Origin of the sequence: Natrinema pellirubrum DSM 15624 (assembly GCF_000230735.2) — an archaeon.
GTDB lineage: Archaea > Halobacteriota > Halobacteria > Halobacteriales > Natrialbaceae > Natrinema > Natrinema pellirubrum.
Genome location: NC_019962.1, coordinates 1284029 through 1309782, shown reverse-complemented (window position 1 = coordinate 1309782; position 25754 = coordinate 1284029). Strand labels below are relative to the sequence as shown.

Annotated in this window: 21 protein-coding genes and 1 pseudogene; 13 read left to right on the top strand and 9 right to left on the bottom strand. The window is 67.8% G+C overall.

From position 1 onward, the window contains the following. The first annotated feature begins 183 nt into the window (after positions 1 to 183). A complete protein-coding gene (locus NATPE_RS06360; protein WP_015298841.1) occupies positions 184 to 1170 on the top strand; it encodes a DUF1616 domain-containing protein in 987 nt (328 codons plus the stop codon). Between the two features lie 271 nt (positions 1171 to 1441). Here NATPE_RS06360 and NATPE_RS06355 read toward each other — a convergent pair whose 3' ends face one another. Next, the gene (locus NATPE_RS06355; RefSeq protein WP_006179579.1) at positions 1442 to 1978 is read right to left on the bottom strand and encodes a DUF7344 domain-containing protein; all 537 of its coding nucleotides are present in this window, start codon (positions 1976 to 1978) and stop codon (positions 1442 to 1444) included. Between the two features lie 452 nt (positions 1979 to 2430). Between NATPE_RS06355 and NATPE_RS06350 the strand changes: the two genes are divergently transcribed. The 5 genes from NATPE_RS06350 to NATPE_RS06330 are packed head-to-tail and all read left to right on the top strand — an operon-like array spanning position 2431 to position 7801. Then, positions 2431 to 3021, top strand: a complete 591-nt coding sequence (locus tag NATPE_RS06350; RefSeq protein WP_006179580.1) for an acyltransferase — start codon at positions 2431 to 2433, stop codon at positions 3019 to 3021. Next, on the top strand, positions 3018 to 4220 hold the full coding sequence (locus NATPE_RS06345) for a DegT/DnrJ/EryC1/StrS family aminotransferase (RefSeq protein WP_006179581.1): 1203 nt from the start codon (positions 3018 to 3020) through the stop codon (positions 4218 to 4220). Before NATPE_RS06350 ends, NATPE_RS06345 begins: the two co-directional genes overlap by 4 nt. Then, the gene (locus NATPE_RS06340) at positions 4217 to 5242 is read left to right on the top strand and encodes a Gfo/Idh/MocA family protein (RefSeq protein ID WP_006179582.1); all 1026 of its coding nucleotides are present in this window, start codon (positions 4217 to 4219) and stop codon (positions 5240 to 5242) included. The genes NATPE_RS06345 and NATPE_RS06340 overlap by 4 nt, the downstream gene beginning before the upstream one ends. Continuing rightward, a complete protein-coding gene (locus NATPE_RS06335) occupies positions 5242 to 6729 on the top strand; it encodes a nucleotide sugar dehydrogenase (RefSeq protein ID WP_006179583.1) in 1488 nt (495 codons plus the stop codon). Before NATPE_RS06340 ends, NATPE_RS06335 begins: the two co-directional genes overlap by 1 nt. Next, on the top strand, positions 6722 to 7801 hold the full coding sequence (locus tag NATPE_RS06330) for a glycosyltransferase family 2 protein (protein WP_015298840.1): 1080 nt from the start codon (positions 6722 to 6724) through the stop codon (positions 7799 to 7801). The genes NATPE_RS06335 and NATPE_RS06330 overlap by 8 nt, the downstream gene beginning before the upstream one ends. Before the next feature lie 92 nt (positions 7802 to 7893). Here NATPE_RS06330 and NATPE_RS06325 read toward each other — a convergent pair whose 3' ends face one another. Continuing rightward, a complete protein-coding gene (locus NATPE_RS06325; protein ID WP_006179585.1) occupies positions 7894 to 8097 on the bottom strand; it encodes a hypothetical protein in 204 nt (67 codons plus the stop codon). 96 nt (positions 8098 to 8193) lie between these two features. Beyond that, entirely contained in the window at positions 8194 to 9294 is a 1101-nt protein-coding gene (locus NATPE_RS06320) for a DUF354 domain-containing protein (protein WP_006179586.1), read from the bottom strand. 165 nt (positions 9295 to 9459) lie between these two features. On the opposite strand from NATPE_RS06320, the gene NATPE_RS06315 reads away from it, so the two are divergent. Beyond that, on the top strand, positions 9460 to 10443 hold the full coding sequence (locus tag NATPE_RS06315; protein ID WP_006179587.1) for a glycosyltransferase: 984 nt from the start codon (positions 9460 to 9462) through the stop codon (positions 10441 to 10443). Positions 10444 to 10544: 101 nt separating this feature from the next. On the opposite strand, the gene NATPE_RS06310 is transcribed toward NATPE_RS06315, so the two are convergent. The 4 genes from NATPE_RS06310 to NATPE_RS06295 all read right to left on the bottom strand — a co-directional run bounded on the left by NATPE_RS06310 (position 10545) and on the right by NATPE_RS06295 (position 14619). Further along, positions 10545 to 11519: an NAD-dependent epimerase/dehydratase family protein gene (locus tag NATPE_RS06310; protein WP_006179588.1), complete on the bottom strand. Its 975-nt coding sequence runs from the start codon at positions 11517 to 11519 to the stop codon at positions 10545 to 10547. A 2-nt stretch (positions 11520 to 11521) separates the two neighbouring features. Further along, positions 11522 to 12454 carry a DUF362 domain-containing protein gene (locus NATPE_RS06305; protein WP_006179589.1) on the bottom strand — a complete coding sequence of 311 codons (933 nt, stop codon included), beginning with the start codon at positions 12452 to 12454 and terminating at the stop codon, positions 11522 to 11524. After that, the gene (locus tag NATPE_RS06300) at positions 12451 to 13602 is read right to left on the bottom strand and encodes a Gfo/Idh/MocA family protein (RefSeq protein ID WP_006179590.1); all 1152 of its coding nucleotides are present in this window, start codon (positions 13600 to 13602) and stop codon (positions 12451 to 12453) included. Before NATPE_RS06300 ends, NATPE_RS06305 begins: the two co-directional genes overlap by 4 nt. Before the next feature lie 84 nt (positions 13603 to 13686). Continuing rightward, a complete protein-coding gene (locus tag NATPE_RS06295; RefSeq protein ID WP_006179591.1) occupies positions 13687 to 14619 on the bottom strand; it encodes a polysaccharide deacetylase family protein in 933 nt (310 codons plus the stop codon). 268 nt (positions 14620 to 14887) lie between these two features. On the opposite strand from NATPE_RS06295, the gene NATPE_RS06290 reads away from it, so the two are divergent. Further along, complete coding sequence (locus NATPE_RS06290) at positions 14888 to 16480, top strand: alkaline phosphatase family protein (protein ID WP_006179592.1); 1593 nt, start codon at positions 14888 to 14890, stop codon at positions 16478 to 16480. 45 nt (positions 16481 to 16525) lie between these two features. Here NATPE_RS06290 and NATPE_RS06285 read toward each other — a convergent pair. After that, positions 16526 to 17913, bottom strand: a pseudogene (locus NATPE_RS06285) (PAS domain-containing sensor histidine kinase). 803 nt (positions 17914 to 18716) lie between these two features. Between NATPE_RS06285 and wecB the strand changes: the two are divergent. The 5 genes from wecB to NATPE_RS06255 all read left to right on the top strand — a co-directional run bounded on the left by wecB (position 18717) and on the right by NATPE_RS06255 (position 24526). Then, the gene (wecB, locus tag NATPE_RS06275) at positions 18717 to 19781 is read left to right on the top strand and encodes a non-hydrolyzing UDP-N-acetylglucosamine 2-epimerase (protein WP_006179596.1); all 1065 of its coding nucleotides are present in this window, start codon (positions 18717 to 18719) and stop codon (positions 19779 to 19781) included. Then, a complete protein-coding gene (locus tag NATPE_RS06270) occupies positions 19774 to 20811 on the top strand; it encodes a polysaccharide deacetylase family protein (RefSeq protein WP_006179597.1) in 1038 nt (345 codons plus the stop codon). The genes wecB and NATPE_RS06270 overlap by 8 nt, the downstream gene beginning before the upstream one ends. Then, positions 20808 to 22139 (top strand): PGF-pre-PGF domain-containing protein, encoded by a 1332-nt coding sequence (locus NATPE_RS06265; protein WP_015298837.1) that lies wholly within the window; start codon positions 20808 to 20810, stop codon positions 22137 to 22139. Before NATPE_RS06270 ends, NATPE_RS06265 begins: the two co-directional genes overlap by 4 nt. A 272-nt stretch (positions 22140 to 22411) precedes the next feature. Continuing rightward, positions 22412 to 23509: a type 2 isopentenyl-diphosphate Delta-isomerase gene (gene fni / locus NATPE_RS06260; protein ID WP_006179599.1), complete on the top strand. Its 1098-nt coding sequence runs from the start codon at positions 22412 to 22414 to the stop codon at positions 23507 to 23509. A 66-nt stretch (positions 23510 to 23575) separates the two neighbouring features. After that, positions 23576 to 24526, top strand: a complete 951-nt coding sequence (locus tag NATPE_RS06255) for a lysine exporter LysO family protein (RefSeq protein WP_006179600.1) — start codon at positions 23576 to 23578, stop codon at positions 24524 to 24526. An 18-nt stretch (positions 24527 to 24544) separates the two neighbouring features. On the opposite strand, the gene NATPE_RS06250 is transcribed toward NATPE_RS06255, so the two are convergent. Further along, positions 24545 to 25663 carry a DUF354 domain-containing protein gene (locus NATPE_RS06250; RefSeq protein ID WP_006179601.1) on the bottom strand — a complete coding sequence of 373 codons (1119 nt, stop codon included), beginning with the start codon at positions 25661 to 25663 and terminating at the stop codon, positions 24545 to 24547. Positions 25664 to 25754 lie beyond the last annotated feature (91 nt).

The following is a 25754-nucleotide window of genomic DNA, read 5'->3' as shown; positions in this document are numbered from 1 at the left end:
CCGACTGCACATGGACAGGTCGATCGCTCGAGGACGACCAGTAGCGGCCTCGAGCCGCGTTGTACGGCATACATTTTCTTCGATAATACGGTCATAACAAAGAACGACAGCGTATACCGATCGGAGGAGCATGGCATCCGGATCGTCCGAACGGAGACCGAACGCGCCGACAGCGGTGGACCGATGAGTCATCGAACGAGTACCTGGACGCGGTTCGGGTTCGTTCGCCGCTACCCGTTCGATCTCGCCGCCGTCTCGATCGGCGCGGTCGTCGCGTACCTGCTCGTAACGGGCGAAAGCGGGAACGGGGGCCTTCGACTACTGGCGACGCTGCCGCTCGCCCTGTTTCTGCCGGGCTACGGGCTGGGGTCGGTTCTGTTCCCGGCTGACAAGCGCGAGGACCGCGAGACGGCGGCGACGACCGCCGACGCCCGTCCCCGCGGGATCGATGCCATAGAACGGCTCGGGCTGGCGTTCGTCCTGTCGCTGACGATCGCGCCGCTTGTCGTGCTGGTGTTGGCGGTCACGTCGTGGGGGTTGACCACGACCTCCGTGGCGGCGGGACTGGCCGGCATCGCCGTCTGCCTGGCCCAACTCGGCGTGGTTCGACGGCTTCGGACGCCGGCACCACAGCGGTTTACCGTGTCGCCGCTGGCCGGCCTCAAGCGGCTCCGTCGGAACGGCCGGGCGGCGGCGACGGTGTCGACGGTGGTGTTGGTCGTGGCGATCGGAACGGCCGTCGGCGCGTTGCTCGTCGGTTTCCTGTTTCCCGTTTCGGGCGGCGGCTTCACCGAACTCGCGCTGTACAACGAAACTGCGGACGGGGAGATCGTAGCGGATCTCCCGAGCGAGGTCGAGGCGGGCGAGTCGGTCCCGGTCGTCGTCGAGATCGAGAACCGGGAAGGCGAGGACCGGACGTACACGGCGGTCGTCCAACAACAGGTCCTCGAGGACGGTGAGGTCGTCGAGCGGACGGAGCTACGACGGATCGAGACGACCGTCCCGGCGGGGGAGACGGAAAGCGGCGAGCGAGCGATCGCGCCGACGGCAGACGCCGGTGAGACGGTTCGGATCAGCGTGTTGCTCTACGAGGACGAACCGCCGTCGACGCCGACGAACGACAACGCGGCCGAGAGTACGCACTTCTGGGTGACGGTCACCGGCGGGTAACTCGGCCCTCGATCGAGCCCGTCTCAACCCACTGTTGCTACCGTGAGATCGGAGCTGAAGCCGTGCCCGGGGACGCGATCACTCACGACGGGCGGAACTGTTCGCGTCGGACGGCTCGTCGACCAAACCCGTCGCCACTGAATCACTGTCCACCCGATTACACGACGACATCGTGATCGGTGTGAATCGTGTCAGTGGCGACGGGAGCCGAGAGGAGTCTCCGGTGAGGAGCGATCGCGTTCGGGCTGCGACTGGAGACACGGCGGCCGAATTACCGGCCTGCCAACCCGAGCGAACGGCGGAGATCGGACCGGTGTGACACGTGCTGTGCCGCTGCGAGCGCGAGAACGACGAGACAGAGCCCCGCCGCGACGACCGGCGCGACGGCCGTCGTCAACGGGCCGACGGCGAGTGCCGACAGGACGATGCCGATCGCACCGACGGCCGTCACAGCCCCGTAGCAATACTGCCACGCCCGCTCGTCCTCGAGGTGGCGATCCAGATACGGGTCGAACCGCTCCTCGCTCGGCAGCAGTTCGATCCGGTGGCCGTCGGGATCCCAGTCGACGATACCGTGGTCCTCGAGCATGGGGAGGTGGGTCTGATACAGCGAGATGTAGACCCGGCGGCGCTGGGTCCGGGTGACGTCGTCGGGGTCGGTGTCGTTCTCCCAGGCGGCGACCTGTTCGACGAGCGGTGCGAGGTCGCAGGCGCCGCCGGTGCGTTTGAGATACTGGACTGCGTGTCGTCTGCGCGCGTTGCTGAAGACGTCGAACAGTTCGGCCTGCGTGAGGTTGCTCTCAGCCATGTGTGCCCTCGTCGTGTCCCAGTGGGTCCCGTTCCGATCCGACGGGTGTATTCGGATAGCTCACAGCCTCGAGTGACAGCGATTGACACTTTACTATCACCGGGCTACCCGTCCGAAAGCGAATTATACCAGTTAGCGTCCGTGACAGACGCTGATACCGACGTTTCGTCGATTCAGCGGAGGCCGGGCCCTCGATCACGGTCACGACGGCAGCCCCAGCGAGCGACGGAAGCGACCGACAGCGACGCTGTAGTTCCCGGCTACGGGCCGCTCAAGGCGGGGATAACAAAGCCTCGTTACCGGGTGTGTCAGCACGACTGCCCACGCGGGTATCGATTCACTATGGAACGACTACACGACCGACGACGAACGGCGGTTCGAACGCGGATCGCGCGTGACCGCGCTCGCACAAGCGAGCGCCGGCCCGCGCCTGACCGCACTCGAGGTGGACGATGAGCGAGACGGTACGCGAGGTCGTCCGCGGCGACGGCTGTACGATCGACGACGACGCGACGGTCGGCTACGGCGAGTTCGACGAGCCGACCCGGCTCGGCGACGACGCGACGATCAGGGCCGGCTCGATCGTCTACGGCGACGTGCGGATCGGCGACGGGTTCGCGACGGGCCACGACGTGCTGGTCCGCGAGGGGACGACGATCGGCGACGACGTCCTCGTCGGGACCAAGACGGTCATCGACGGCGAGACGACGATCGGCTCCCACGTCAGCCTCCAGACGAACGTCTACGTCCCGACCGAGACGACGATCGGCTCCAACGTCTTCGTCGGGCCGGGTGCCGTCCTCACGAACGACGAGTACCCGGTCCGGACCGACGACGGCCTCGAGGGGCCGACGATCGAGGACGGCGCGTCGGTCGGCGCGAACGCGACCGTCCTGCCCGGCGTGACGATCGGCGAGAACGCCTTCGTCGCGGCCGGGGCCGTCGTCACGGAGGACGTACCGGCCGGGCGACTAGCCGTCGGGTCGCCGGCGACGACGCAACCGCTGCCGGAGCCGCTCGAGGGGGAGAACCGGCTCGCATGACCGACACCGAAACGAACGCCGAGCCCGACGGGGGCGTCGAGGACGCGACCGGGTCGGACGAGACCGCGGCAACCGAGGTCGACCCCGGTGCCGGCCCCGTTCCGATCGCCGATCCGGAACTGAGTGAGGCGGCCCTCGAGCGGGTCGAGTCGCTCCTCGCGGACGGCCGCCTCGCCGACGGGCCGGAAGTCAGGGCCTTCGAGGACGAGTTCGCCGCCTACTGTGGAACCGATGCCGGAGTCGCGACCTCGAACGGCACGACCGCGCTGCACGCCGCCCTCGAGGCGATCGGGCTCGAAGACGGCGACGCGGTGATCACCTCGCCGTTTTCCTTCGTCGCGAGTGCAAACGCCGTCCGGCTGGCCGGCGGCAAACCGGTCTTCGCCGACATCGATCCCGAGACGTACACGCTGGATCCGGCCGACGTACGGCGTGTCCTCCGCGAGCGCGACGACGTCGTCGGCCTCCTGCCGGTCCACCTCTACGGGCTGCCCGCCGACATGGCGGCTCTCTGTGAGATCGCCGACGACCACGACCTGTTCGTCCTCGAGGACGCCTGTCAGGCCCACGGCGCGGCCGTCGACGGCACCCGGGTCGGCGGCTTCGGAGACGCCGCCTGCTTCTCGTTTTATCCCACCAAGAACATGACCACCGCCGAAGGCGGGATGATCGTCACCGACCGCGACGACGTCGCCGAGCGCGCCGCGAGCTACGTCAACCACGGGCGCGATGTCGGTGGGACTGGCGGCTACGACCACGTCGAACTGGGCCACAACTACCGGATGACCAGCCTCGAGGCGGCGATCGGCCGCGCGCAGCTCGACCGGCTCGCCGAACACAATCGAGCGCGCCGCGAGAACGCCGCCGTCTACGACGAAGCGCTGGCCGAGATGCCGGTCGAAACGCCGACGGAGCCGGCCGGCTACCGGCACGTCTACCATCAGTACACCGTCCGGACCGACGACCGGGACGCCCTTGCGGCGACCCTCGAGGAGCGCGACGTCGGAACGGGGATCTACTACGAGACGCCGATCCACCGCCAGCCGGCTTACGAGACGGTGAGTTCGGCCGCGGCCGAGTTCCCGGTGGCCGAGCGGGCGGCCGACGAGGTGCTGTCCCTGCCCGTCCATCCGACCCTCTCGGAGCGCGACAGGCGGATCGTCGTCGAAGCAGTCCGCGACCATTTCACGACCCAATGAGTACAGACGATCGAGCGAACGCGACGACCGAGGAACAGCTCCGCGCCGGCGTCGTCGGCGTCGGCTCCATGGGCGAGAACCACGCACGGGTCTACCGCGAACTCCCGGGCGTCGAACTGGTCGGCATCACCGATCACGACGACGAGGTCGCCCGCCGCGTCGCCGCCGAGTACGGAACGGAGGCGATCGACCTCGAGACGCTTTGCGAGCGCTGTGACGCCGTGACGGTGGCGGTGCCGACCCACGCGCATTACGAGACGGTTTCGACGTGTCTCGAGGCGGGGGTCGACGTCCTCGTCGAGAAGCCGATCGCCGAGACCGTCGAACAGGGCCAGCGCCTCGCCGAGCAGGCTCGCGAGGCCGGGCGGGTCCTCCAGGTGGGCCATATCGAGCGGTTCAACCCGGCGGTTCGGACGCTTTCGGACCTGATCGACGACCTCGACGTGATCAGCGTCGAGGCCGAGCGGCTCGGGCCGCCGATCGACCGGACGGCGACGGACAACGTCGTCTTCGATCTGATGGTCCACGACGTCGACATCGTCGGCGCGCTGCTTGGCGAACGGCCCCGATCGGTCGCCGCGATGGGGACCGAGAACGGCCGCTACGCCACCGCGACGCTCGAGTACGGCGACGCCATCGCCACCGTGACCGCGAGCCGCGTCACCCAGAAGAAAGTGCGGAAACTGACCGTCACCGCCCGCGAGTGTCTCGTCGAGGTCGACTACCTCGAGCAGTCGGTGTTGATCCATCGCGACTCCTACCCCGAGTACCTCGCCGACGACGGCCAGCCCCGCTATCGCCACGAGAGCGTCGTCGAACGCCCCCACGTCGACAACGGCGAGCCGCTCCGGTACGAACTCGAGTCCTTCCTCGACGCCGTCCGGACCGGCTCGGTGCCGGAAGTCACCGCCGACGACGGGATCGCGGCCCTCGAGACGGTCCAGTTGATCGACCGGCTCGCTGCGGGACCGTCCGACGAATCCGACGACGAACTCCCCCAGGACCGGGAGGTGGAAGCCTGATGGTCGCGGACTCGAGCGACGAACGCGACGAGGGTACCGGGGCGACCGTCGAGGGGCTCTACGGTTCGCAGCTGTCCCCGGACCGCCAGCGCGAACGGTTGACGGACGGCGAGGTTCCCGTCGCCGTCTACGGGCTGGGCAAAATGGGGCTGCCGCTGGCGGCGGTCTACGCCGAGACGACGGGAAACGTCACTGGCGTCGACGTCGATCCCGCCGTCGTCGAGACGGTCGCCGACGGCGAGAGCCACGTCGTCGGCGAGCCCGGCCTCGACGAGCTGGTGGCCGAGCAGGTCGCGGCAGGTCGGCTCGCGGCGACGACCGACGGCCCGGCGGCCGCCGCCGCGGCGCGGATCCACGTGATCATCGTGCCGACGCTGCTGGACGCGGAGAACGAGCCCGACCTGACGACCGTCGAGTCGGTCGCCGACGACATCGCGGCCGGACTGGCCCCCGGCGATCTCGTGATCGCCGAGTCGACGCTGCCGCCGGGGACCTGTCGCGACGTCCTCCGGCCCCATCTCGCGAACGAAAGCGGCCTCGAGCCCGACGAGTTCGGGCTGGCCTTCTGTCCGGAGCGGACGTCCTCGGGGACCGCCCTGCGGGACATCCGCGGCCAGTACCCGAAAGTCGTCGGCGGGGTCGATTCGGAGAGTACCCGGGCCGCGGCCGTCGTCTACGACGAACTCTCGGAGAACGCGGTTCACCCTGTCTCGGACGCCACCACCGCGGAGGCGGTCAAGGTCTTCGAGGGGATCTACCGCGACGTCAACATCGGGCTGGCCAACGAACTCGGCCGGCTCGCGGACGAACTCGAGATCTCGGTGCGCGAGGCGATCGATACCGCCAACGACCTGCCGATGTGCCAGCTCCACGACCCCGGCCCGGGCGTCGGCGGCCACTGCATCCCCTACTACCCGCATTTCCTGCTCGGCCGGACCGACGAGTCCATGGCCGTGACGGAGACGGCCCGCCGGGTCAACGACGGGATGCCCGCGACCGTCGTCGAGCGCCTCGAGCGGGAACTCGCCCGCGACGGCACCGACCTCGCGGACGCGTCGGTCGTCGTTCTCGGGATCACGTATCGGGCCGGTGTCGAGGAGACCCGCGCCTCGCCCGCGCTGGGAGTCATCGACGTGCTGGACGAGTTCGGGGCCGACGTTGCGGGCGTCGACCCGCTCGTCGATCCGGTCGACTACGGCGCGCGGCCCGTCGAGATCGACGACCTACGTGGCGAGGGGTTCGACGCCGCGGTGGTCGTCACGCCCCACGCAGCGTTCGACCGCATCGCGTGGGACGCCCTCGAGCCGATGGTCGTCGTCGACGGCCGGGACGCGGTCGACCTCTCGGGGACGCACCATCGGGAGTACGACCTCGCGGGCTCGAGCGACGGGCGGCCGCCTCGAGGTCGGCGACGTGAGGGCGGTGGAACGGACGGCGGCGACGCCGAGACGACGCCGGCGACGACCGACGGAGGCGCCGATGTATAAGGGCAAGCGGATCGGCGTCGTCGTCACGGCCTACGACGAGGCGGCCTTCGTCGGGCGAGTCATCGAAACCGTCCCCGACTTCGTCGATCGGATCTACGCCATCGACGACGCCTCGCCGGACGAGAGTTGGAGCGTGATTCAGCGGGTCGCCGAGCGGCTCAACGAGCGGGCGGCGAGTGAGGGTGCCGATCCGGCCGTCGCCGTGGCCGACGGGGGCGACGATCGCCGGGTCGTCCCGATCCGCCACGAGGCAAACCGCGGCTACGGGGCGGCCGTCAAGACCGGCTACCGGCGGGCCGCCGCGGACGGGATGGACGTCGTCGCCGTGATGAACGGCGACGGCCAGATGGACCCCGCGATCCTCGATCGGATCGTCGACCCGGTCGCCACGGGCGAGGCCGACTACGCGAAGGGCAACCGGCTGCGCAGCCCCGCGGACCGCGCGGAGATGTCGAGGTTCCGCCTGTTCGGCAACGCCGTCCTCACCGGCCTCTCGAAGTTCGCGTCGGGCTACTGGTCGATCGGCGACCCGCAGAACGGCTACACCGCCATCTCGCGGGAGACGATCGAGGAACTCGACCTCGAGGCGATCACCGACCGGTACGGGTTTCTCAACCACATCCTGACTCACCTCAACGTCGCCGATCGCCGAGTCGCGGACGTCCCCATGTCGGCCGTCTACGGCGACGAGGAGAGCAGCATCCGCTACGTGCCGTTCGTCCGGTTCGTCTCCCTGCTGTTGCTGCGTAGTTTCTGCTGGCGGCTGAAGACCAAGTACGTCGCCCGGTCGTTCAACCCGGCCGTCGTCCACTACGCCGTCGGCTCGCTGGGCCTGGCCGGCGGGCTGGTCGGACTGGCCGGATCGGCCGCCCGAGCGACTCGCGAGGGGGACGGGTTCACCGCCGGAATCGCGTCGTTCGTCGCCACCATGCTCGGCCTCGTCTCGCTCGGCTCCGCGATCAAACTCGACGCCGCGGCGAGCGAGGACCTCGAGCGCCCGTGTGCCGACCGCGAGGGCGATTCGGAGCCTGTCAGCCGCGAGAATCGAGCGCCGGCACGGCAGGACCCGTAGCGACGCGGCGCCGTGGGAGAAAGGGGGAGTGATAGGGATTCGAGAGCAACAGCAGCGGCTCGAGCGGCGTCGTCGACGCCGGGAGAGCAGGACTACTCGATGGAGTAGGTGACGATCTCCTGGCTCTCACAGGCGGGACAACGGCTCGTCTCGGCCGAGACGTTGGTTCCACAGTTTCGACACTCGTGGAGGACGGTGACCGACCCGTCTTCCCCGCTCTCCGTAGCGGGTTCGGGGGTGTCAGTCCCCGACTCCGCGTCGGAGAACAGGTCACCGAGGAGGGTGGAGAGGCTCATAGAACGGGGTGGTGATCGCTCCTATTCCAGAGCGAGTCATAAGTGTTTCGCGACTGTCGGTACGACATTATTATTGCTGAACGAGTGTCCGGGACCTCACAGGGAGTGCGACCGAGGGCGCAGCGCCCGCTTTGCCTCGCCCTCAAGCCGGGCGATCGAGCCCCGGGATTCCGCGACCGCAACCAGCAGGTCGGTCAGGTTCACCAGGCTGCCGACGTACTCCCGCCGCCGGCGCTCCCAGCGGTCGCTTGCCCCGTCGTCGGCGATGATCTCGAGCGAGCGGTCCCGGACCGCGTCGTAGGCGTCGAACTGTTCGGCTAGCCCGGCCCGCTCGAGTGCCCGGAACTCGCCGTACTCGTGGTCGTCAGTGCCCCGATACCGGAACGCCGGGGTCCCAAGCAGCGCGGCCTCGGTGGCCATCGTCCCGGTATCGGCCACCAGCAGCTCGGCCTCGGCCATCGCGTCGTGGATCAGTGCGGGGTGAAGATCGTACGGTCGCGCTGGGAGGTCCCGCAGGTCCAGGTCGTCGCCCTCGTCGGAGACGAAGACCGTCGCCGCCTCGCCCAGCCGCTCGATCAGCTCGCGGCGCTGTTCGGGCCTGAACCCCTCGAGGTCGGTGTCGTGGAGCGCGTCGAGCGCGTTGAACCGGACGATGACGTAGGGCTCGTCGGGGTCGACGTCGAGGTACTCCCGGACGTCGCCGGCCGGCTCGAACACCTCCGGGTGGAGATAGGCACATTCCTTGAAGCCGTCGAACGTGTAGTGAGCGTCGCCGAGGTCGCGGCGGGTCACGGCGGGCGAGATGATGCAGTCGGCAAAGGGCCGAGAGACGGTGTGGTTGAAGTCGCCGGGCTCGTCGTCGAGGACGAGGACGACCGGCGCTCGCGAGAACGTGCCAGCGTAGGCCGCGTAGGGCCCCCGGCCGAAGACCACGTCCGGGTCGAACCGCAGGGCTTCAGTTCCGATCGTCAGGAACTGTCCGCCCAGTTCGCGGACGAACCCGAGCCGCGAGTAGCCGTCCGTCTCGTGGCGGCCGTAGACCCGATAGGGAATCCCGAAGTAGTCGAGTAGGTCGGTCGTACAGGCGTACTCCCGGGTGAGGACGAGGACGTCGTGGCCCGCCCGCTCGAGGCGGTCGACCGCGTGTCGATACAGGTGAACGTGTGCCGGCGTGTTCGCCAGGACGAGGATCCGCATCGCCGGGGGCTAGGGGCCTTCGAGGCTTTGTAATCGCATTACTACAGCCGTCAGTGCGACGAAATTTCCCGCTGCAGCCGTCACGTCCCGTTGTACGTGAAGGAAAACGGCCTCGAGCGCCGCGGCTAACAAAGCGGCTCCGGGCCGTCGTCCCCCGCAGTCGAGATGGAGGTCCTCACGCTCACGACGTACGCCGACGCCCCGTTCATGACCCAGCAACAGGCCGCACTCGAGGAACGCGGCGTCTCCTTCACGACGCTGTCGGTGGCCGGGGAGGTCGCCGCCGACACCGATCGACGGCCCGTCGACTACGTTCGGACCGTTCCGCGGGTCGTCCGGGAGGCGGCGGCCGGCTACGACCTGATCCACGCCCACTACGGGCTGACGGCACCGCTGGCGCTCGCGGGACTTGGCACCCCGGTCGTCCTCTCGCTGTGGGGGTCGGACGTCCACGGCCCCGTCGCCCCCATCAGCAAGGCGGCCGCGCCGTTCTGTGACGCGGTCGTCGTCATGTCCGAGCGCATGCGCGAGGCGCTCGGACGGGAGTGTACGGTGATCCCCGACGGGGTCGACCTCGAGCGGTTCCGGCCCGAGCCACGGGAGCAGGCCAAACAACGGGTGGGGTGGGACGACGAGGGCCGCGACGTTCTCTTTCCGTACCCGCCCGCTCGCGGGGTCAAGAACCACCCGCGGGCCGAGCGGATCGTCTCCGTCGTGGACAACCTCCGCGAGGAGCCGGTGCGGCTCCGGACCGTCCACGGCGTCGACCACGACGCCGTCGCCGACTACATGAACACCGCCGACGCGCTGCTTTTGACCTCCGACAGCGAGGGCTCGCCCAACTCGGTCAAGGAGGCGCTGGCCTGTAACCTGCCCGTCGTCGCCACGGACGTCGGCGACGTCCCCGAACGGCTGGCCGGCGTTGACCCCTCCGTCGTCGCAACGAGCGACGAGGAACTCGTCGAGGGCCTGCTCGCGGTCCTCGAGCGCGACGAGCGATCGAACGGTCGCGCGGCCGCCCGCGAGGTCAGCATCGATCGAACCGCGGACCGGCTGCTCGCGGTCTACGAGCGGGTCGCGGGCACGGTGATCGATACCGAGACCGACGGCGAGCGGCGGCGCGTCGTGGGGACGGGCCGGCTCGAGTGACGGCGACGCCGCTTCTCGCTACGGAGTCGGGTGGTCGACCGAAGCTCCGAGAAACCGACGAGAAGGGTCCTTTTCAGCGGTCTCCGCGACCGGTCCGGCGACTACTGCACCGCCGCCCGATACCATTCCATGGCTTCGGGGACGTGGGCCTCGAGGGGCTGATACTCGTACCCTAACTCCTCGTTGGCCTTTCTTGAGGTGTAGAACAGCCGTTGGGTCGCCATCTCGGCCATGTCGCGATCGAAGGGGAACACCCGGCGGTCGGCGACGGCGTCGACGACCTCGGCGACGGGGCCGGCGGCGCGGATCGCGGTCGCGGGGACGCGGATCCGCGCGGGAGAGCCGTCGACGGTCTCGGCGATCCGGGAAACGGCGCGGTCGTAGGTGAGGTTCTCGCCGCCGAGGATGTAGTGGTCGCCGCTCTCGCCGCGCTCTACCGCTGCCAGCAGCCCGTCGACGACGTCGGCGACGCCGACGATACTCAGCCCGCCGGGGAGGTGGGCCGGCATCGTCGGCTCGACGCCCATCGCGAGCAACTGTGCCGTAAACGCCTCGTCGCCGGGACCGAAGATCGAGGTCGGATGGACGGTGACGGCGTCGCCGCCGTTGGCGGCGTAGTCGTCGACCAACTCCTCGGCGGCGGCCTTCGAAGCCTGGTAGGCCCCGACCGGCTCGGCCACGTCGGTCTCGTCGGCGAACGCGTCGTCGCCCGCAGGGCGGCGCGTGCCGGCCGTGCTGGTGAACACGACGCGACCCACGTCACCATCGCGACAGGCCGCGAGGAGCCGCTCGGTGCCGTCGCGGTTGACCGCCCAGATCGTCGCCGGGCCGGCGCTCCAGAGTCCGATCCCCGCGAGGTGAAAGACCACGTCCGCGCCGTCGACGAGTTCTCGCAGCGTTTCCCCGTCGGAGAGATCGCCGACGTGCCAGTCGACGCCTGCGAGGTCGCCCCGCTCCGACGTCGGCCGGCAGAGGCCACGAACGATCCAGCCATCCGCCAGCAGCTGCTCGCAGAGGTGCGAGCCGAGAAACCCCGTCGCGCCGGTGACCGCCGCAGTGGGGGCGTCGGCGGACACGGTTATCGACCCCCCTCGAGCTGTGGCGGGACGGCGTCGCCGGCTACTGCCGCGTAGAGTCGGTACGCGGTCGTGACGGCCGGGTGGGGGTCGTCCGACGGCGGGAGGGCACCGTCGCTGATCCGGCCTCGCAGGCGATCGACGTCGACGCCCGCCCCGTCGACGGTGACCGGGTCGTCGGTGCGACGGGTGGCCGAAAGCACCGGATCGGCCTCGAGCGAGCGGCCGAGCAAGGAGGTAGCAACGGCGTCGACGGCCGGTGCCGAGCCGGCAAACAGCGCGTTCGCGGCGATCGGGTCGCCGCCGTAGGCGATCGTCGCGTCGAGGACGGCGAGGGCCGGCTCGACCGACCGGGTGACCGCAACCGGTGCCCGGTCCGCACCCGCGTCGCAGTCGACCAGCGCGGCGAGGGTTCGCATCGCGCCCGCGACCGGTCCGTCGGCGGTCGGCCGCAGCGACGGGACGACGACGACCGCGTCCTCGGCGAGTCGGGTCGGGACCGAGAGCGCGACCGGTTCGTCCTCGACCCCGCTGAGGCCGCCGGTTCGGGGCTCGTCCGCGAGGTCGACGAGGGTCGCGTCGAACTGCTCGAGCAGGCCCGGATAGCCCAGGTACTCGGCGGTCCGATCGAAGTCGATCCGGTCGTCGGTCGCGCCCGCGACGGTGATCTCGGCGTCGGTCCGGTCCTCGAGACGGGCGACGATCGCGCCGACGACGGCGGGGTCAGTCACCATCCCCGAGGAGGGATGAAACGGGTAGTGGGCGTCGGGAACGATCGTGATCCGCTCGGCGTCGCTCAGTTCCTCGAGCGCGGGCCCGAGGACGTCCCGGACCGGCGACTCGAGGGCGGCCAGCCGGGCGTCGACATCGGGGCCCCAGCCGCCGCGGCGATCGGTGTCGTCGGTTTGGGCCACACGGACCGTCTCGGTTCTCATCGCGTCACCTCCGGAGTCCCGCGGTCGTCCGCGGGACCGCCCGTCTCGCTGTCCGCGTCGTCAGCCGTACCGTCCGTCTCGTCCGCTTCCGCGGCGAGTTCGTAGGCCCGTTCGGCCAGCGCGAGTGTTCGGCGGCCAACCTCGCCGTCGACGGGCGGGCGCTCCCCCTCGCGGATCGCCTCACAGAAGTCCGCCAGCGCATCGTAGTGGGCCTGCAGGTAGAACGTCGGCCCGAAGACGTCGGGTTCGTCGCTCGTGAATCGGCTCGCGACGTTCGAGAGCGCCGACTTGGCCGCGTCGGCGTAGAAGTTCGCCGGCAGGTAGTCGTCGTTGCTGATCGTCCCCGTCACGCCCTCGAGTCGCAGTCGGGTGTTGACCTCGGGGAGTTGCTCCCACTGGTAGGAGCCACAGTGGAGCGTGATCGTCGTCCCCGTCTCGGGAGCGGCCATGAGGACCGTCGCCGCGTCCTCGACGTCGGTCTCGAGGCTTCGTCCCATCGACGCGTCCCGCACCTCGAGGTCGCCGAACAGCCACTCGAGGACGTCGAAACAGTGGACGCCAAGTTCGAACAGCGAACCGCCGCCGGCCGCGTCGGCGTCGAGCGGCCAGGACGCGGGGGCGTCCTCGGCGGGCGGCCGGCCGAGCGGGCCGTCGTTGAGCCGGGTGATCGAGGCGTAGGGGACGTGACCGACGCTGCCCTCGTCGTAGGCCGCTTTGACCCCCTGCATGTCCGGCTGGTAGCGCAGCGTGTGGTCGACGCCGACGGCGATGTCGGCCTCGCGTGCCGTCTCGAGGAGCCGGTCCGCTTCGTCAGTCGAGCGGGCCAGCGGTTTCTCGACGAAGACGTCAACGCCGGCCTCGGCGGCCCGCTCGACGGCGTCGGCGTGGAGGAAAGGGGGGAGGGCGACGACCGCCGCATCGACGTCCTCGGCCGAGAGCAGCGTCGTATAGTCGTCGTAAGTCCGCGAGACGCCAGCCCGTTCCGCCCGCTCGCGGTTCCCCGGGACGGCGTCGGCGGCCGCGACGACCTCGACCGACGGCATCGCCGCCGCCGATTTCAGGTGTACCATGCCGATGTTGCCGACGCCGAGGATACCAAGCGAGAGCGCGCTCGAGTCCGTCCAGCGATTCAAAAGCGGTGGAGTCATCTGCCCGAACAGGGGGCCGCGGCGGGCTTTGTTATCGCCGTCGTACGTCTCGTCGAGCTTTCGTGTAGCGCTCCCTTTCAGCCGTCACTGCCAGCTCGCCGTTGCCCGTTCGCTAAACCCCGATTCGGGCGCGACCCGGCCGGCGACGTCGGCTATCGTCTCGACCCGGAGGTCCGTCGCGGCCCGCTGGCGGTCGAGATACGACAGGATCGCCCGCATGCGCCGGTCGTCGCGCTCGTCGGTCAGGTTGTTCGGGTGCAGCCACATGTGAAAGAGCCCGTCGGTGCGGGCGGCCTCGTCGATGCCGCGACGGGCCAGTTCGACCATCGGGTCAGCCCAGATCGATTCGGCGACGGTGCGGGCGGCCCCCTCGAACCCGAACAGGAACAGCGAGGCGGGAACGTTGACCAGCCCGTACTCGTCGACGACCGGTTCCACGAGCATCGATCGATCCCGGACCGTCGAGTCGAACAAGCCACGAACGCCGTCCCGGGTCGGGGACCGCCCGCGATAGGCCGTAATCCCCTGCTCGGCCAGGACGTCGCGGTGGCCGACGTCGTTGCGCGGATAAACCAGGGTGTCGATCGACCGGTTCCACTCGGCCGCGATCTCGCGACTGCGCTCGAGTTCGGCCACCGCGAGTTCCCGGTCGGTTTCGGGGCGACCGAACAACACGTGCGAAAAGGTGTGGCTCGCGAACTCGTGGTCGGCGTCGGCCGCGAGGACGTCGGCAACGAGGTCGGGGCCGTATCGCAGGTCCTCGCGGTCGGCCCACTCGTCCCGTTCGCGGGCGAACCACCCCTCCGGGGCCGGATGATCGTCGTGAACCCCGTCACAGTTATCCAGCATGAGATGGCCGACGACGGCCCAGGTCGCCGGCACTTCGAACTCCTCGAGTAACTCGAGCATGACCGACCAGCCGCGACGGCCGGCCTCGACCCGTTCGGCCGGCGGCGTCACGAGATCGTGAAACCCCCAGCCGAGTTCCGCATCGAGCGAGATTACGACGCTGCCCACGGATCCCACCACGGTTGGACGCGTTTCATATCTGGACGGTTCCGACGGGATGACTTTGTTATGGATCTCTTGCCGGCGACGGAACCGGGACCGGCGTCGTCGCCCGTCGACGAGCCCGCAACGGCGAGACGAGCCGCGGTCGCCACCGGGTTAACCGAACCGAACAGGGACCGGGTCGACGCGACACTGCCTGAACACGCTCTATAACAAAACGCTCATCGAGCGATTCCCGGGATAGCAGGCGTCGCAGACACTTCAAAACCCAATCATGAGCGGATCTATACCCCCTTCCGAGCGAGCGTTCGTACTCGGACTCGACGGCGTCCCGTGGCGACTCATCGAGCGATGGAGCGACGAGGGCGAACTCCCGAACTTCGCCCGGATGCGCGAGGAGGGCGCCGCCGGCCCACTCGAGAGTACCCAGCCGCCGACGACGCCGCTTGCGTGGCCGTCGATCGCGACCGGCGTCTGGCCGGACAAACACGGGATCTATGGTTTTCAGAACCTCTCGTCGGAGTACAGCCACGAAATGTACACGAGCCGGGACCTGGCACAGCCGGCCCTGTGGGACCAGCTCGGCCCGGCCCACGTCGGCAACGTCCCGATGACGTATCCGGCCCGCGAGATCGACGGCTCGATGGTGACCGGGATGATGACGCCCGCGACGGACCGGGAGTTTACACACCCGCCCGAACTGAGCGCGGAGATCGAGTCGCGGATCCCCGATTACGAGATCAGCCTCGATTACCCCGAGTACGCCAACCGCCCCGACGAGTTCGAGGTCGCCGTCGATGAGATGCTCTCGAACCGGCGCGAACTCCTCGAGTTACAACTCGAACGGGCCGGCGACGACTGGCAGCTGTTTTTCTTCGTCTTTACCGCACCGGACCGCTTCCAGCATCTCGTCTGGGAGATGGATCGGCTGCTGGCACACTACAAGCAGTTAGACGAAATTCTCGGGGAAATGATGGCCTACACCGACGATCACGACGCCGATCTCTACGTCGTCTCCGACCACGGCTTCGGCCCGATCGAGGAACTCGTCTACGCCAACCGGATCCTCGAGCAGGAGGGGTATCTGGCCAGGCGCGAGGACGACGGGACCCGCGGTGCGCTCGCCAGTCTCGGTATCTCACGAGACACCATCACGGGGGCGCTCAGCCGCGTCGGGATCACCGAGGAGACGCTGGTCCAGTCGCTGCCCCGGCGGCTGGTCGACTCCGTCGCCGAGCAGATCCCCGGCGATCACGCCCTCTACGACGTCGACTTCGATCGGACCGTCGCGTTCGTCCACGACACCGGCAACTGCTATATCAACGACACCGATCGCTTCGACGGCGGCGTCGTCTCGCCGGCGGAGGTCCCCGAGGTGAAAGCCGACGTCAGGGCCGCCCTCGAGTCGGTAACCGACGAGACGGGGGAGCCGCTGCTCGAGGTCCGTGACGGGGACGAACTGTTCCCGACCGACGACGACTCGCCGGATCTGGTGGTCGGTGGACGCGGCGTCTACGAGTCCCGCAGCGGGATGGCCGACGAGGTGCGGGGCGACACCGGGACCTACGACGCGAGTCACCGCAGCGAGGGGATCGTCCTCTGTCGGGGGCCGTCGATCGACCCCGGCGCAACCCTGCGCGGGGCTCGAGTCGTCGACGTCGCGCCGACCCTGCTACACGGGATCGGTGAGCCGGTCCCGAAGAACGCGGACGGGCGAGTCCTGTTCGACGCCTTCGCGGAGACGAGTACGCCGGCGACGAGCCGGGTCGAACGGACGGCGGTCACCGAGATCGATACTGGCGACGACGTCGACGAGGACTTCGACGACGTCGAAGACCGGCTGAAGGGATTGGGTTACATGGAGTAATTCCGGTCGCGAACCGCAGGCACGACTCGAGGAGACGGTCGGCCGTTATGAGTCCCGCGGCAGCGACACGGTGACCGTGTTTCCCCCCTCGGCGCGTTCGAAGGCGATGTGGCCGTCCGAGAGGTCGACGACCCAGTGAACGAGCCACAGCCCCAGCCCCGAGGTGTGATAGACGTCGTCCATCTTCCAGTCGCCGGTCAGGACGCGAAACTCCACCTCCGGAATCGGCGGGCAGTCGTCACGGATCACGATATCGACCCCGTCCGACCGGGTACGGACGGTCACCGACAGCTCCGTCGTTCCGTCGGAGCCGTGGCGAACGGCGTTCTCGAGCAGTTCCATCACTGCCAGTTCGACCTCGTGTAGAGCGCGGGCGGTCGCCGCGTCCGGCAGGTTCGTCTCGATCGTCGCGTCGGGGTACGAGTCGTGGATCCGGTCGACCGCGTCGGTGACGACCGGGACGAGGTCGATGGGTTCCGGGACCGACCGCTCGGTCAGCAACTCGATGATCTCGCGCTGTTTGTCCGCGCTCTCTAAGAGTTCCTGTCCCTGCGTTCGGATGATCTCCGCGCGCCCGCGGGAAGGTTCCGATGCCTCGCTGGCGATGCACTCGGCGTTGCCGAGGATGACGGACATGTCGTTGCGGAGGTTGTGTCGCAGGAGGTTGTCCATGACCGCGAGTTGACGTTCGCGCCGTCGTCGGTCGGTGATATCCCGGGAGAAGCCGACGATCCGCTCGACATCGCCGTCCTCGAGGATCGGCTCCGAGCGGACCCAGACCCAGCGGCCGTAGTCGGCCGCGGGGTTGACCCGGTACTCGATATCGACCGATTCGCCGCTCGCTGCCCGTTTCATAGCCTCCTTGACACAGGGAGCGTCGTCGGGGTGGACGACGTCGAGAAACGCCTGTGGGTCGGCCTCGAGGGTCGAGATCGGCTGACCGAAGACGGCCTCGTACGCGGGGTTGACGAACAGGACCTCTTCCCAGTCCCCGTCGAACATCCAGAGAACGTCGCCGACCGTCCCGGCGATCGTCCGCAAGCGGCTCTCCGCGTCGCGGCGTTCCTGCTCCGCAGCCACCTGCTCGGAGATGTCGCGCGAACTCACGACACAGCCCTCGAGCGCGTCGTCCGGGGGTTCGTGAACCGACTCTCGAGCCACACCCACCCGCCGTCCGCGGCCGCGTGTCGGTAGCGAACCGTCGCCGACGACCCCGTCGCTTCGATCACGGCCTCGAACTGCTCGAGAACGGTTGTTCTGTCGTCGGGATGAACGTACTCGATGGCACGCTCACCGACGAGTTGACTCGGCTCGTAGCCGACGATCTCGGTACTGGCTTCGTTGACGTAGACGTACGTGCCAGCCGCGTCGACGACCACGAGCTTTTCCCGGGCATGCTCGAGCAATACGGACGAGAAATCACCCATCTCCATACGACTGTTCTATACGGATTAGTGTTAGAACCCGAAAAGAGTATGGGCAGTGTTTGCACGCAGTCACTTCGAGGCCGATGACCGGATGAGACGGACACACGTCGTCGTCGGGACTCCAGCATCGAGACGCGAGCGGTAGCAGGATCCTATCGTCGGTACGTGAGCGCTACGGGGCAGTAGGGAGCCTCATCCGTGGGGAAACACATATATAATTAATAGTGTCGGCATCGGTGACCGTTGGTAGGCACGCACCCGTAGTCGGCCGTCGTCAGCGCAGTCGGCGGGTCGAACGCGTGTGTCTCGAGTGAGACGATGAGACGGCAGAAGCTACTGATCGCGATCGCAACGGCGGTGGTCGGCGCGATAACGTTCATCGGATCCGATCGATTCGCATCGATCGCTCGTCGGGCCGACGGATCGGAGCCGGCCGATACCGAGACGACTGTCCCACGAGACGCCTCGAGCGGGTCGGAACGTCGGTTCGGTCGGCGCGTGTCCGCCTCCCTCGAGCCCGTATTCCGGCAGCCGTGACGAGATCGGGGTTTCGGCTCCTGGCCGGCGGGTTTCGGTTCCGTCGGCCGCGTCCCATCATCGACCGGGACTCTCCGGTATGCGACTATTTACTAACACCGTGTCTGTGCTGAGACGTAATCGGTCAAACAGACAATGAATAGAGGTCAGACTCGGAGCGGCCCGCTCCCCGTCGGGACCCGCCGACGGCCCGCTGACGGACTCGAGACGCGCCCGCGAGCCGACGATCGCCCGTCCGCCGGCCGCGAGCGGACCGCGGAGGTGAACGGCGAATGAAGGTGGTGTCGGTCGTCGGTGCCAGACCGCAGTTCGTCAAGGCTGCGGCCGTCTCGCGACGGCTTCGGGACGCCCACGACGAACGCCTCGTCCACACCGGCCAGCACTACGATCCCGAACTCTCCGCGGTGTTTTTCGACGAACTCGCCCTTCCCGAACCGGCGTACCACCTCGGCGTCGGGTCGGCCCCCCACGCGACGCAGACCGCGGAGATGATGACGGCACTCGAGCAAGTCGTCGAGGACGAATCGCCCGACGTCGTCCTCGTCTACGGGGACACGAACTCGACGCTGGCGGGCGCGCTCGTGGCGGCCAAGTCGTCGGCGACGCTCGCACACGTCGAGGCTGGACTGCGCTCACATGACCGATCGATGCCCGAGGAGGTCAACCGACGACTGACCGACCACGCCGCCGACCTCCTGTTCGCGCCCGGCCCGGACGCAAAGCGGACCCTCGAGCGGGAGGGGATCACCGAGGGCGTCTCGGTTCCGGGGGACGTGATGTACGACACGCTGCTGGCGATCCGCGATCGCCTCGAGACGCTTGGCGGCGACGAGCCGTCGGTTCCCGACGAGTACGTCCTCGCGACGGTCCACCGGGCGAAAAACACCGACGACCCCGACCGGCTCGAATCGATCGTCGACGGGCTGGGGCGACTCGAGCGGCCGGTCGTCTTCCCGGCTCATCCCCGAACGGTCGACGCGCTCCACGACTTCGGCCTCTGGGAGCGACTGACCGCGGACGTCCGCGTCGTCGATCCCGTCGGCTACGCCCGGTTCATCGGGCTGGTCGAGGGCGCGACCTGCGTCGCGACCGACTCGGGCGGCGTCCAGAAGGAGGCGTTCTATCTGGACACGCCGTGTGTCACCCTCCGGGACCGGACGGAGTGGACGGCGACGGTCGACGCCGGCTGGAACGACCTCGTCGGGGCGAACGCCGACCGGATCGTCGACGCCGTCCGGGCCGCCGAGAACCCGCCCGCCAAGCCCGACCTCTACGGGAACGGCAACGCAGCGGCGCGAATCGTCACGACGCTCGAGCGACACGTCGACGATGGCTGAGACACCCACTCGAGGGCGGGCCGAGACGGAGGTAGCGACCGACGACCGCCCGTCGGACGCGACGGTCGACCGGGTCGCCGACCTCCCGCGGGCGCGGGTCGATCCCCCCGGCGACGCCTCGTTCGCCCTCTGTCTGACCCACGATGTCGACCGACCGTTCAAGGGGATCCGGTCGCTGTATTATGCCCTCCAGGAGCGACCGACACATCACCTCCGGACCGCCGTCGCCGGGGACAACCCCTACTGGCAGTTCGAGGAGATCATGGCCCTCGAGGACGAGTTAGGGGTACGCTCGGCGTTTTACTTCCTGAACGAACAGCACCTGCTTGCCGACCGGCCGGTCCGGGAGTGGTTCGCGCCGGCCAACTGGGTCCAACACCTCGGCCGCTACGACGTGACCGGCGACGGGATCGCCGGCGTCATCCGTGATCTCGATTCGGGCGGCTGGGAGGTCGGCCTCCATGGCTCCTATCACTCCGCGGACGAACCCAAGCGGCTGCGCGAGGAGAAAGCGACCCTCGAGGACGTTCTCGATGGTCCCATCGCCGGCGGTCGCCAGCACTACCTGCGGCTGTCGGTCCCCGAGACGTGGCGCTACCACCGGGCGATCGGCCTCGAGTACGACGCGAGCCTCGGCTCGAGTACCGAGTGTGGGTTTCACGCGGGTTACGACCCGATCCGGCCGTTCGGCGACGACTTCCTCGTCTTTCCGTTGACGATCATGGAGCAGGCGCTTCCGGATCCCGGCAGTCGACCCAGCGCGGCGCGTCAAACCTGCGAGCGGCTGTTGACGGAGGCGGCGGAAAACGGGGCTGTCATGACCGTTCTCTGGCATCCACGCTATTTCAGCGACCGGGAGTTTCCCGGCTACCGGACGCTGTATCGCTGGCTGATCGAGCGAGCGCGGGAGTTGGAGGCCTGGATCGGCCCACCGCGGGCGCTACAGGCGGCGCTCGAGGGCGACTCCGACGGATCGCATCGCGCCGAAACCGACCCCGCCGAATTTCAATTCACACAGGTAAAATCATGAGTTCTCGACTCCCGACAGGCGCTGCGGCGGTCGTCGTCACCGTGCTACTGCTCGTCGGCAGCGTCGGCGGCGTCGCCGGCCAGTCCGGCTCGCCGATCGCACAGGCGGACACGCAGCAGGCCGACGGCTACGTCGTCGAACAGGGCTCGTTCTGTCAGCCGATCGAGCCGCTGTCCTCTGGCGAATCGGTCGAATCGTTCTACGAGTATCGCAGCCACGAGACCCATCCGGAAGGAACTGACCGCTTCTACAGCTCCTACGGGACGACCCACCTCCAGCGGGACAACACGTCCGCCCTGTTCCTCCACGAGGGGCCGGAGGGGCTGAGTCTCGTGACCGTCCACGGCCGCCTCGACACCGAGACCCCTGGCGGGCTGGTCACCTACGAGATCGCCGGCCTGCCCGCCGAGAGCGAGTGGGTCGTCCGGGACGACAACTACACGGGCGACACGAGAATGGACGAGTTCGACCGCGGCGACGGCTGGACGTCCGCCTCCTGGATCTTCCGGGACGGACGCACCGACGGCGGCGCGATCCGGGGCGGCCTCGACGGCCAGTTCGCCGTGACTATCCGGCCGGGCTTCAACGAGGACTCGGCGTTCGCCGACCGGCGCAGCGAACTGTATGACCCCGACTTCGACGGCGACGGCGAGATCGAACAGTGGGACGTCCTCTCCGGCGCGGCCGGCGACGGCAACCGGCGGACGGAACTGCCCTCCCTCGAGGAGCCGGTGACGATCCGGACCGGCACCTGCGACGATCCGTCGGTCACGTACGAGCGAACCGACGGTGGAATCACTGCGAGGGTGACCGACGCCGCGCCCGAGGATCGCGTCTTCCTGCAGCCGACCCGCGGGACCGACGACGGCGTCCGGTTCGACGGCGTCGAGCTGACCGGACTCTCCGGCGAGGCGTCGATCGGCTTCGAGAGCCGGTTCTCCGAACTCTCCGGGAGCGGCCCCGACGGCGTCGAGGCGCTGTCGTATCTAACCATCACGAACGAGTCGGGCGCTGCCAACGCGTCGGGGACCGTCTCCTTCACGGTCCAGAAAGACCGACTCGAGGAGCTGGGTCTCGAGCCCGAAGAAGTCGTCCTCTACGAGCAGACGGGCGACGGCTGGACCGAGGCCGACACCGAGGTTCTCTCGGAATCCGACGGTGCGTATCGGCTCGAGGCGGACGTAACCGCACCTTCGGCTGTCGCGGTCGCGCCGGCACCCGGCAGTGGGTCGGATTCGCTCGGCCTGCTCGGACTCGGGGCGGGCCTCGCCGCGGGGGCAGTCATCGGCCTTGGCTGGCTGGCGACGACCAGACTGCGCGACCGATAGCGACGGCATCCACGGCCGCGAAAGACCGGTTTCCAAGACGGTGTACGCACTGCTCGCGATGTCGTCGCGCGATCAGGGGAGCATGACGTTCAGCGGCTATATCCTCTCGCTGGAGTCCTGCGTGCCACCGTCCGTCACGTCAGAAATCGAGCCGAAGGTTGTACTGCATACAGCGTACACCGCGGGAAGGGACACGTCATTCCAGAGTTAGCCGGGTCAGGGTGAATCAGCATAACAGTACCCTTTTGCCATCCCTTTTGCAAGTTCGACTAATGACGGAGCAGGGCTCGTCGGAGACTGAAGACCGAAAAGACGATCATATCCGGATCGTACAGGAGCGAGACGTCGAAACCACGGGAACGGGCTTCGAAGACGTACACCTCGTCCACGACGCGCTGCCGGAACTCGATTACGACGCGATTGACCCCGCCATCGAATTTCTGGGACACGAGTTGTCGGCCCCGATCTTCATCGAGAGCATGACTGGCGGGCACCGCAACACCACGGCCATCAATCGGGCACTGGCCCGTGCTGCCAGCGAGACGGGCATCGCTATGGGGCTTGGAAGCCAGCGGGCTGGCCTCGAACTCGACGACGACGGCGTCCTCGAGTCGTATACCGTCGTCCGCGACGTCGCGCCCGACGCGTTCATCTACGGGAATCTCGGTGCCGCACAGCTTCGCGAGTACGACATCGAAACCGTCGAGCGCGCAGTAGCGATGATCGAGGCGGACGCGCTCGCGGTCCACCTGAACTTCCTCCAAGAAGCCGTCCAACCCGAAGGCGACGTCGACGGGCGGGACTGTCTGGCTGCGATCGAACGCGTCGCCGCGGATCTCTCGGTTCCGATCATCGTCAAAGAGACCGGCAACGGGATTTCCGGGGAGACTGCCCGAAAGCTGTCCGCAGCAGGTGTACACGCGATCGATGTCGCCGGCAAAGGCGGCACGACGTGGTCCGGGATCGAAGCCTACCGTGCGGCTACCGCGAACGAACCACGCCAGCAACGGATCGGGACTCTGTTCCGTGACTGGGGCATCCCGACCGCTGCAAGTACGCTCGAGTGTGTCGCCGAACACGACTGCGTGATCGCGAGTGGCGGTGTGCGGACGGGGTTAGACGTGGCCAAAGCGATCGCGGTAGGTGCCCGTGCCGGCGGGTTGGCGAAACCGTTCCTGAAACCGGCCACGAACGGCCCGGACGCCGTTATCGAACGCATCGAGGACCTGATCGCCGAGTTACGGACGGCGATGTTCGTGACCGGTTCGGGGTCGATCGACGCGCTTCAACGAACGGAATACGTGTTACAGGGCGAAACGCGAGAATACGTCGAACAACGAACCAGTAGCGAGAAGCAATTGGATTCGTGACCACGAGCAAACGATGCAACGACCATCGATGAAATCCCGGGATACCGTATTGGCTCGGGAAACACCATGAGTATCGGAACGCTCCTGCTCGCACTGGTAGTCGGTAGTCTGGTCGGATACTACACCGCTTTGCACCGGATTCAGGAGATCGGTGATGCCATTATCTTCAGCGGTCTCGCCGTCTTGCTCGTTTCGATCGGGACACAACTCGGCGGTGACGAACAGATTCTACAGGATTTGAATACGATCGGCGGCTCCGCCCTCGTGCTGTGTCTGGGCAGTATCATCGGAAGTGTCGCCTGTGTCTACCTCCTCATCACGGCCACGTCGATCGGCGATCCGGAATCCGCCTCGGCCGATGGGACCGTCACTCGGCCGGACACACCGTCGGAACTAGACGCTGGTGGCTTCGATTGGAAGGTCACGGGCCTCATCGTCGTCTCGCTTACCGCCGGGCTCGGGCTCTCTGCCGTCGGGCTTCCGGAACACGTCATCACACGTATCGTCTCGATCTCCGATTACGCGCTACTGGCGCTGCTGTTCGGCGTCGGTATTACAGTTGGCGGCGATACCGAGGCCGTGAGTCATATCGTCCGGATTGGCTGGGGCGTCCTCCTGATTCCGGTGGCCGTGGCCGTCGGGAGCATTCTCGGTGGCGTGTTGCTCGGGGCGGTTATCGGCATGCCAGTCACCCACGCCGCAGCGGTCGCAGCAGGGTTCGGATGGTACAGTTACGCGGGTGTCGTCGTCTTCGATCTCGGCGGGGTCGAACTGGGGACGATCGCGTTTCTCGCGAATCTCTTTCGGGAGATCGTTACCTTCCTGGTGCTGCCAGCCGTCGCCAAGTATCTCGGTGGGGTAACGAGTATCGCACCAGGTGGCGCAACGACGATGGACGTCACGCTCCCGTTGATTCAGCGTGTTTCGGGTGAGCGGTTCGTGATTCCAGCGCTCATCAACGGGCTCGTCCTGTCGGTCGCTGCGACCGTTCTCGTCCCGACCATTCTGGGCATCTAGACGCCGTTACATCGAGGGTCAGTCGCTGCCGACGCCGACGGGTGCGTTCGGATCGTCGGTCGCCGGCTGGTCGAACTGGCGGACGGCATCGATGTCGTCGACGCGACCGCGGGCCGTCGCGACGTCGACGAGCAGGTCCGTGAGGTTGACCGTCTCGGCCAGGTAATCGTGGCGACGCCGTTGCCACGCCTCGTCGACGCCCTCGTCGCGAAGGACCGCCGTTGCCCGATCGCGGAGGGCGTCGAAACGGGCGACGTTGTGGATCAGCCCTCGGTTCTCGAGCGCGACGAAGTTGCCCATGTCGGCGTCGCCGACGAAGGAGTTCGATCGGACCGCCGGCGTACCGAGCAGGGCGGCCTCGGTGACCATCGTCTGGGTGTCGGCGACCAGCAGCGTCGCCTCGGCGAGCGCGTCGTGCATCAGGGCGGGATGGAGGTCGAACGACCGTGCCGGCAGGCCCGTAAGGTCGATGTCTTTCCCCTCGTCGGAGACCAGGACCGTCGCGTCGTCGCTCAGTCGCTCGACGAGGCGGCGACACTGCTCGCTCGAGATGCCGTCCTTGCCGACATCGTGCTGGGAGCCGAAGGCGTTGAGCCGGAGGAGGACGTACGGCTCCGTCTCGCCGACGCCGAGTCGGTCGCGGACCGAGGGGTTCGGTTCGTAGACCTCGGGATGGAGGTACGCACACTCCTTGAGCCCCGGGAACACGTAGTGATCTTCCCCGAGGTCCTTGCGGAAGGTGTTCGGCGTGAGGATCGCCCGTGCGAACGGCGTCGAGACAGTGTGGTCGAACGACGCCGGCTCGGAGTCGATGAGCAACACCGTCGGCGTCCGGAGCAGGGCCCCCGTGTGGGCCGCGTAGCCCCCCATCCCGAAGACGAGGTCGGGATCGAACCGTCTGGCGTGGCGGATCGCCCGGAGGTAATGGGCCGGCAGCCGACTCAGCAGCGACCCCTTCGACGTATCACAGTAGCCGTAGACCTCGTAGGGCAAGTCGTACCACTCGAGCAGGTCGAGTGTACAGGTGTAGTCGCGCGCGAGGACGAGGACGTTGTGGCCCTGCTCACGCAACGTCGCGACGGCGTGTTTGTACAGGTGTACGTGTGCTGGCGTATTCGTAAAGAACAGGTATCTCATGTCACGGACCACCCGGATCCATATCCGTACGTGGGACCGTCACTGCAATTGTTATCTCGCTCATACCAGTTTCACCGGGAGAGTTCACCGA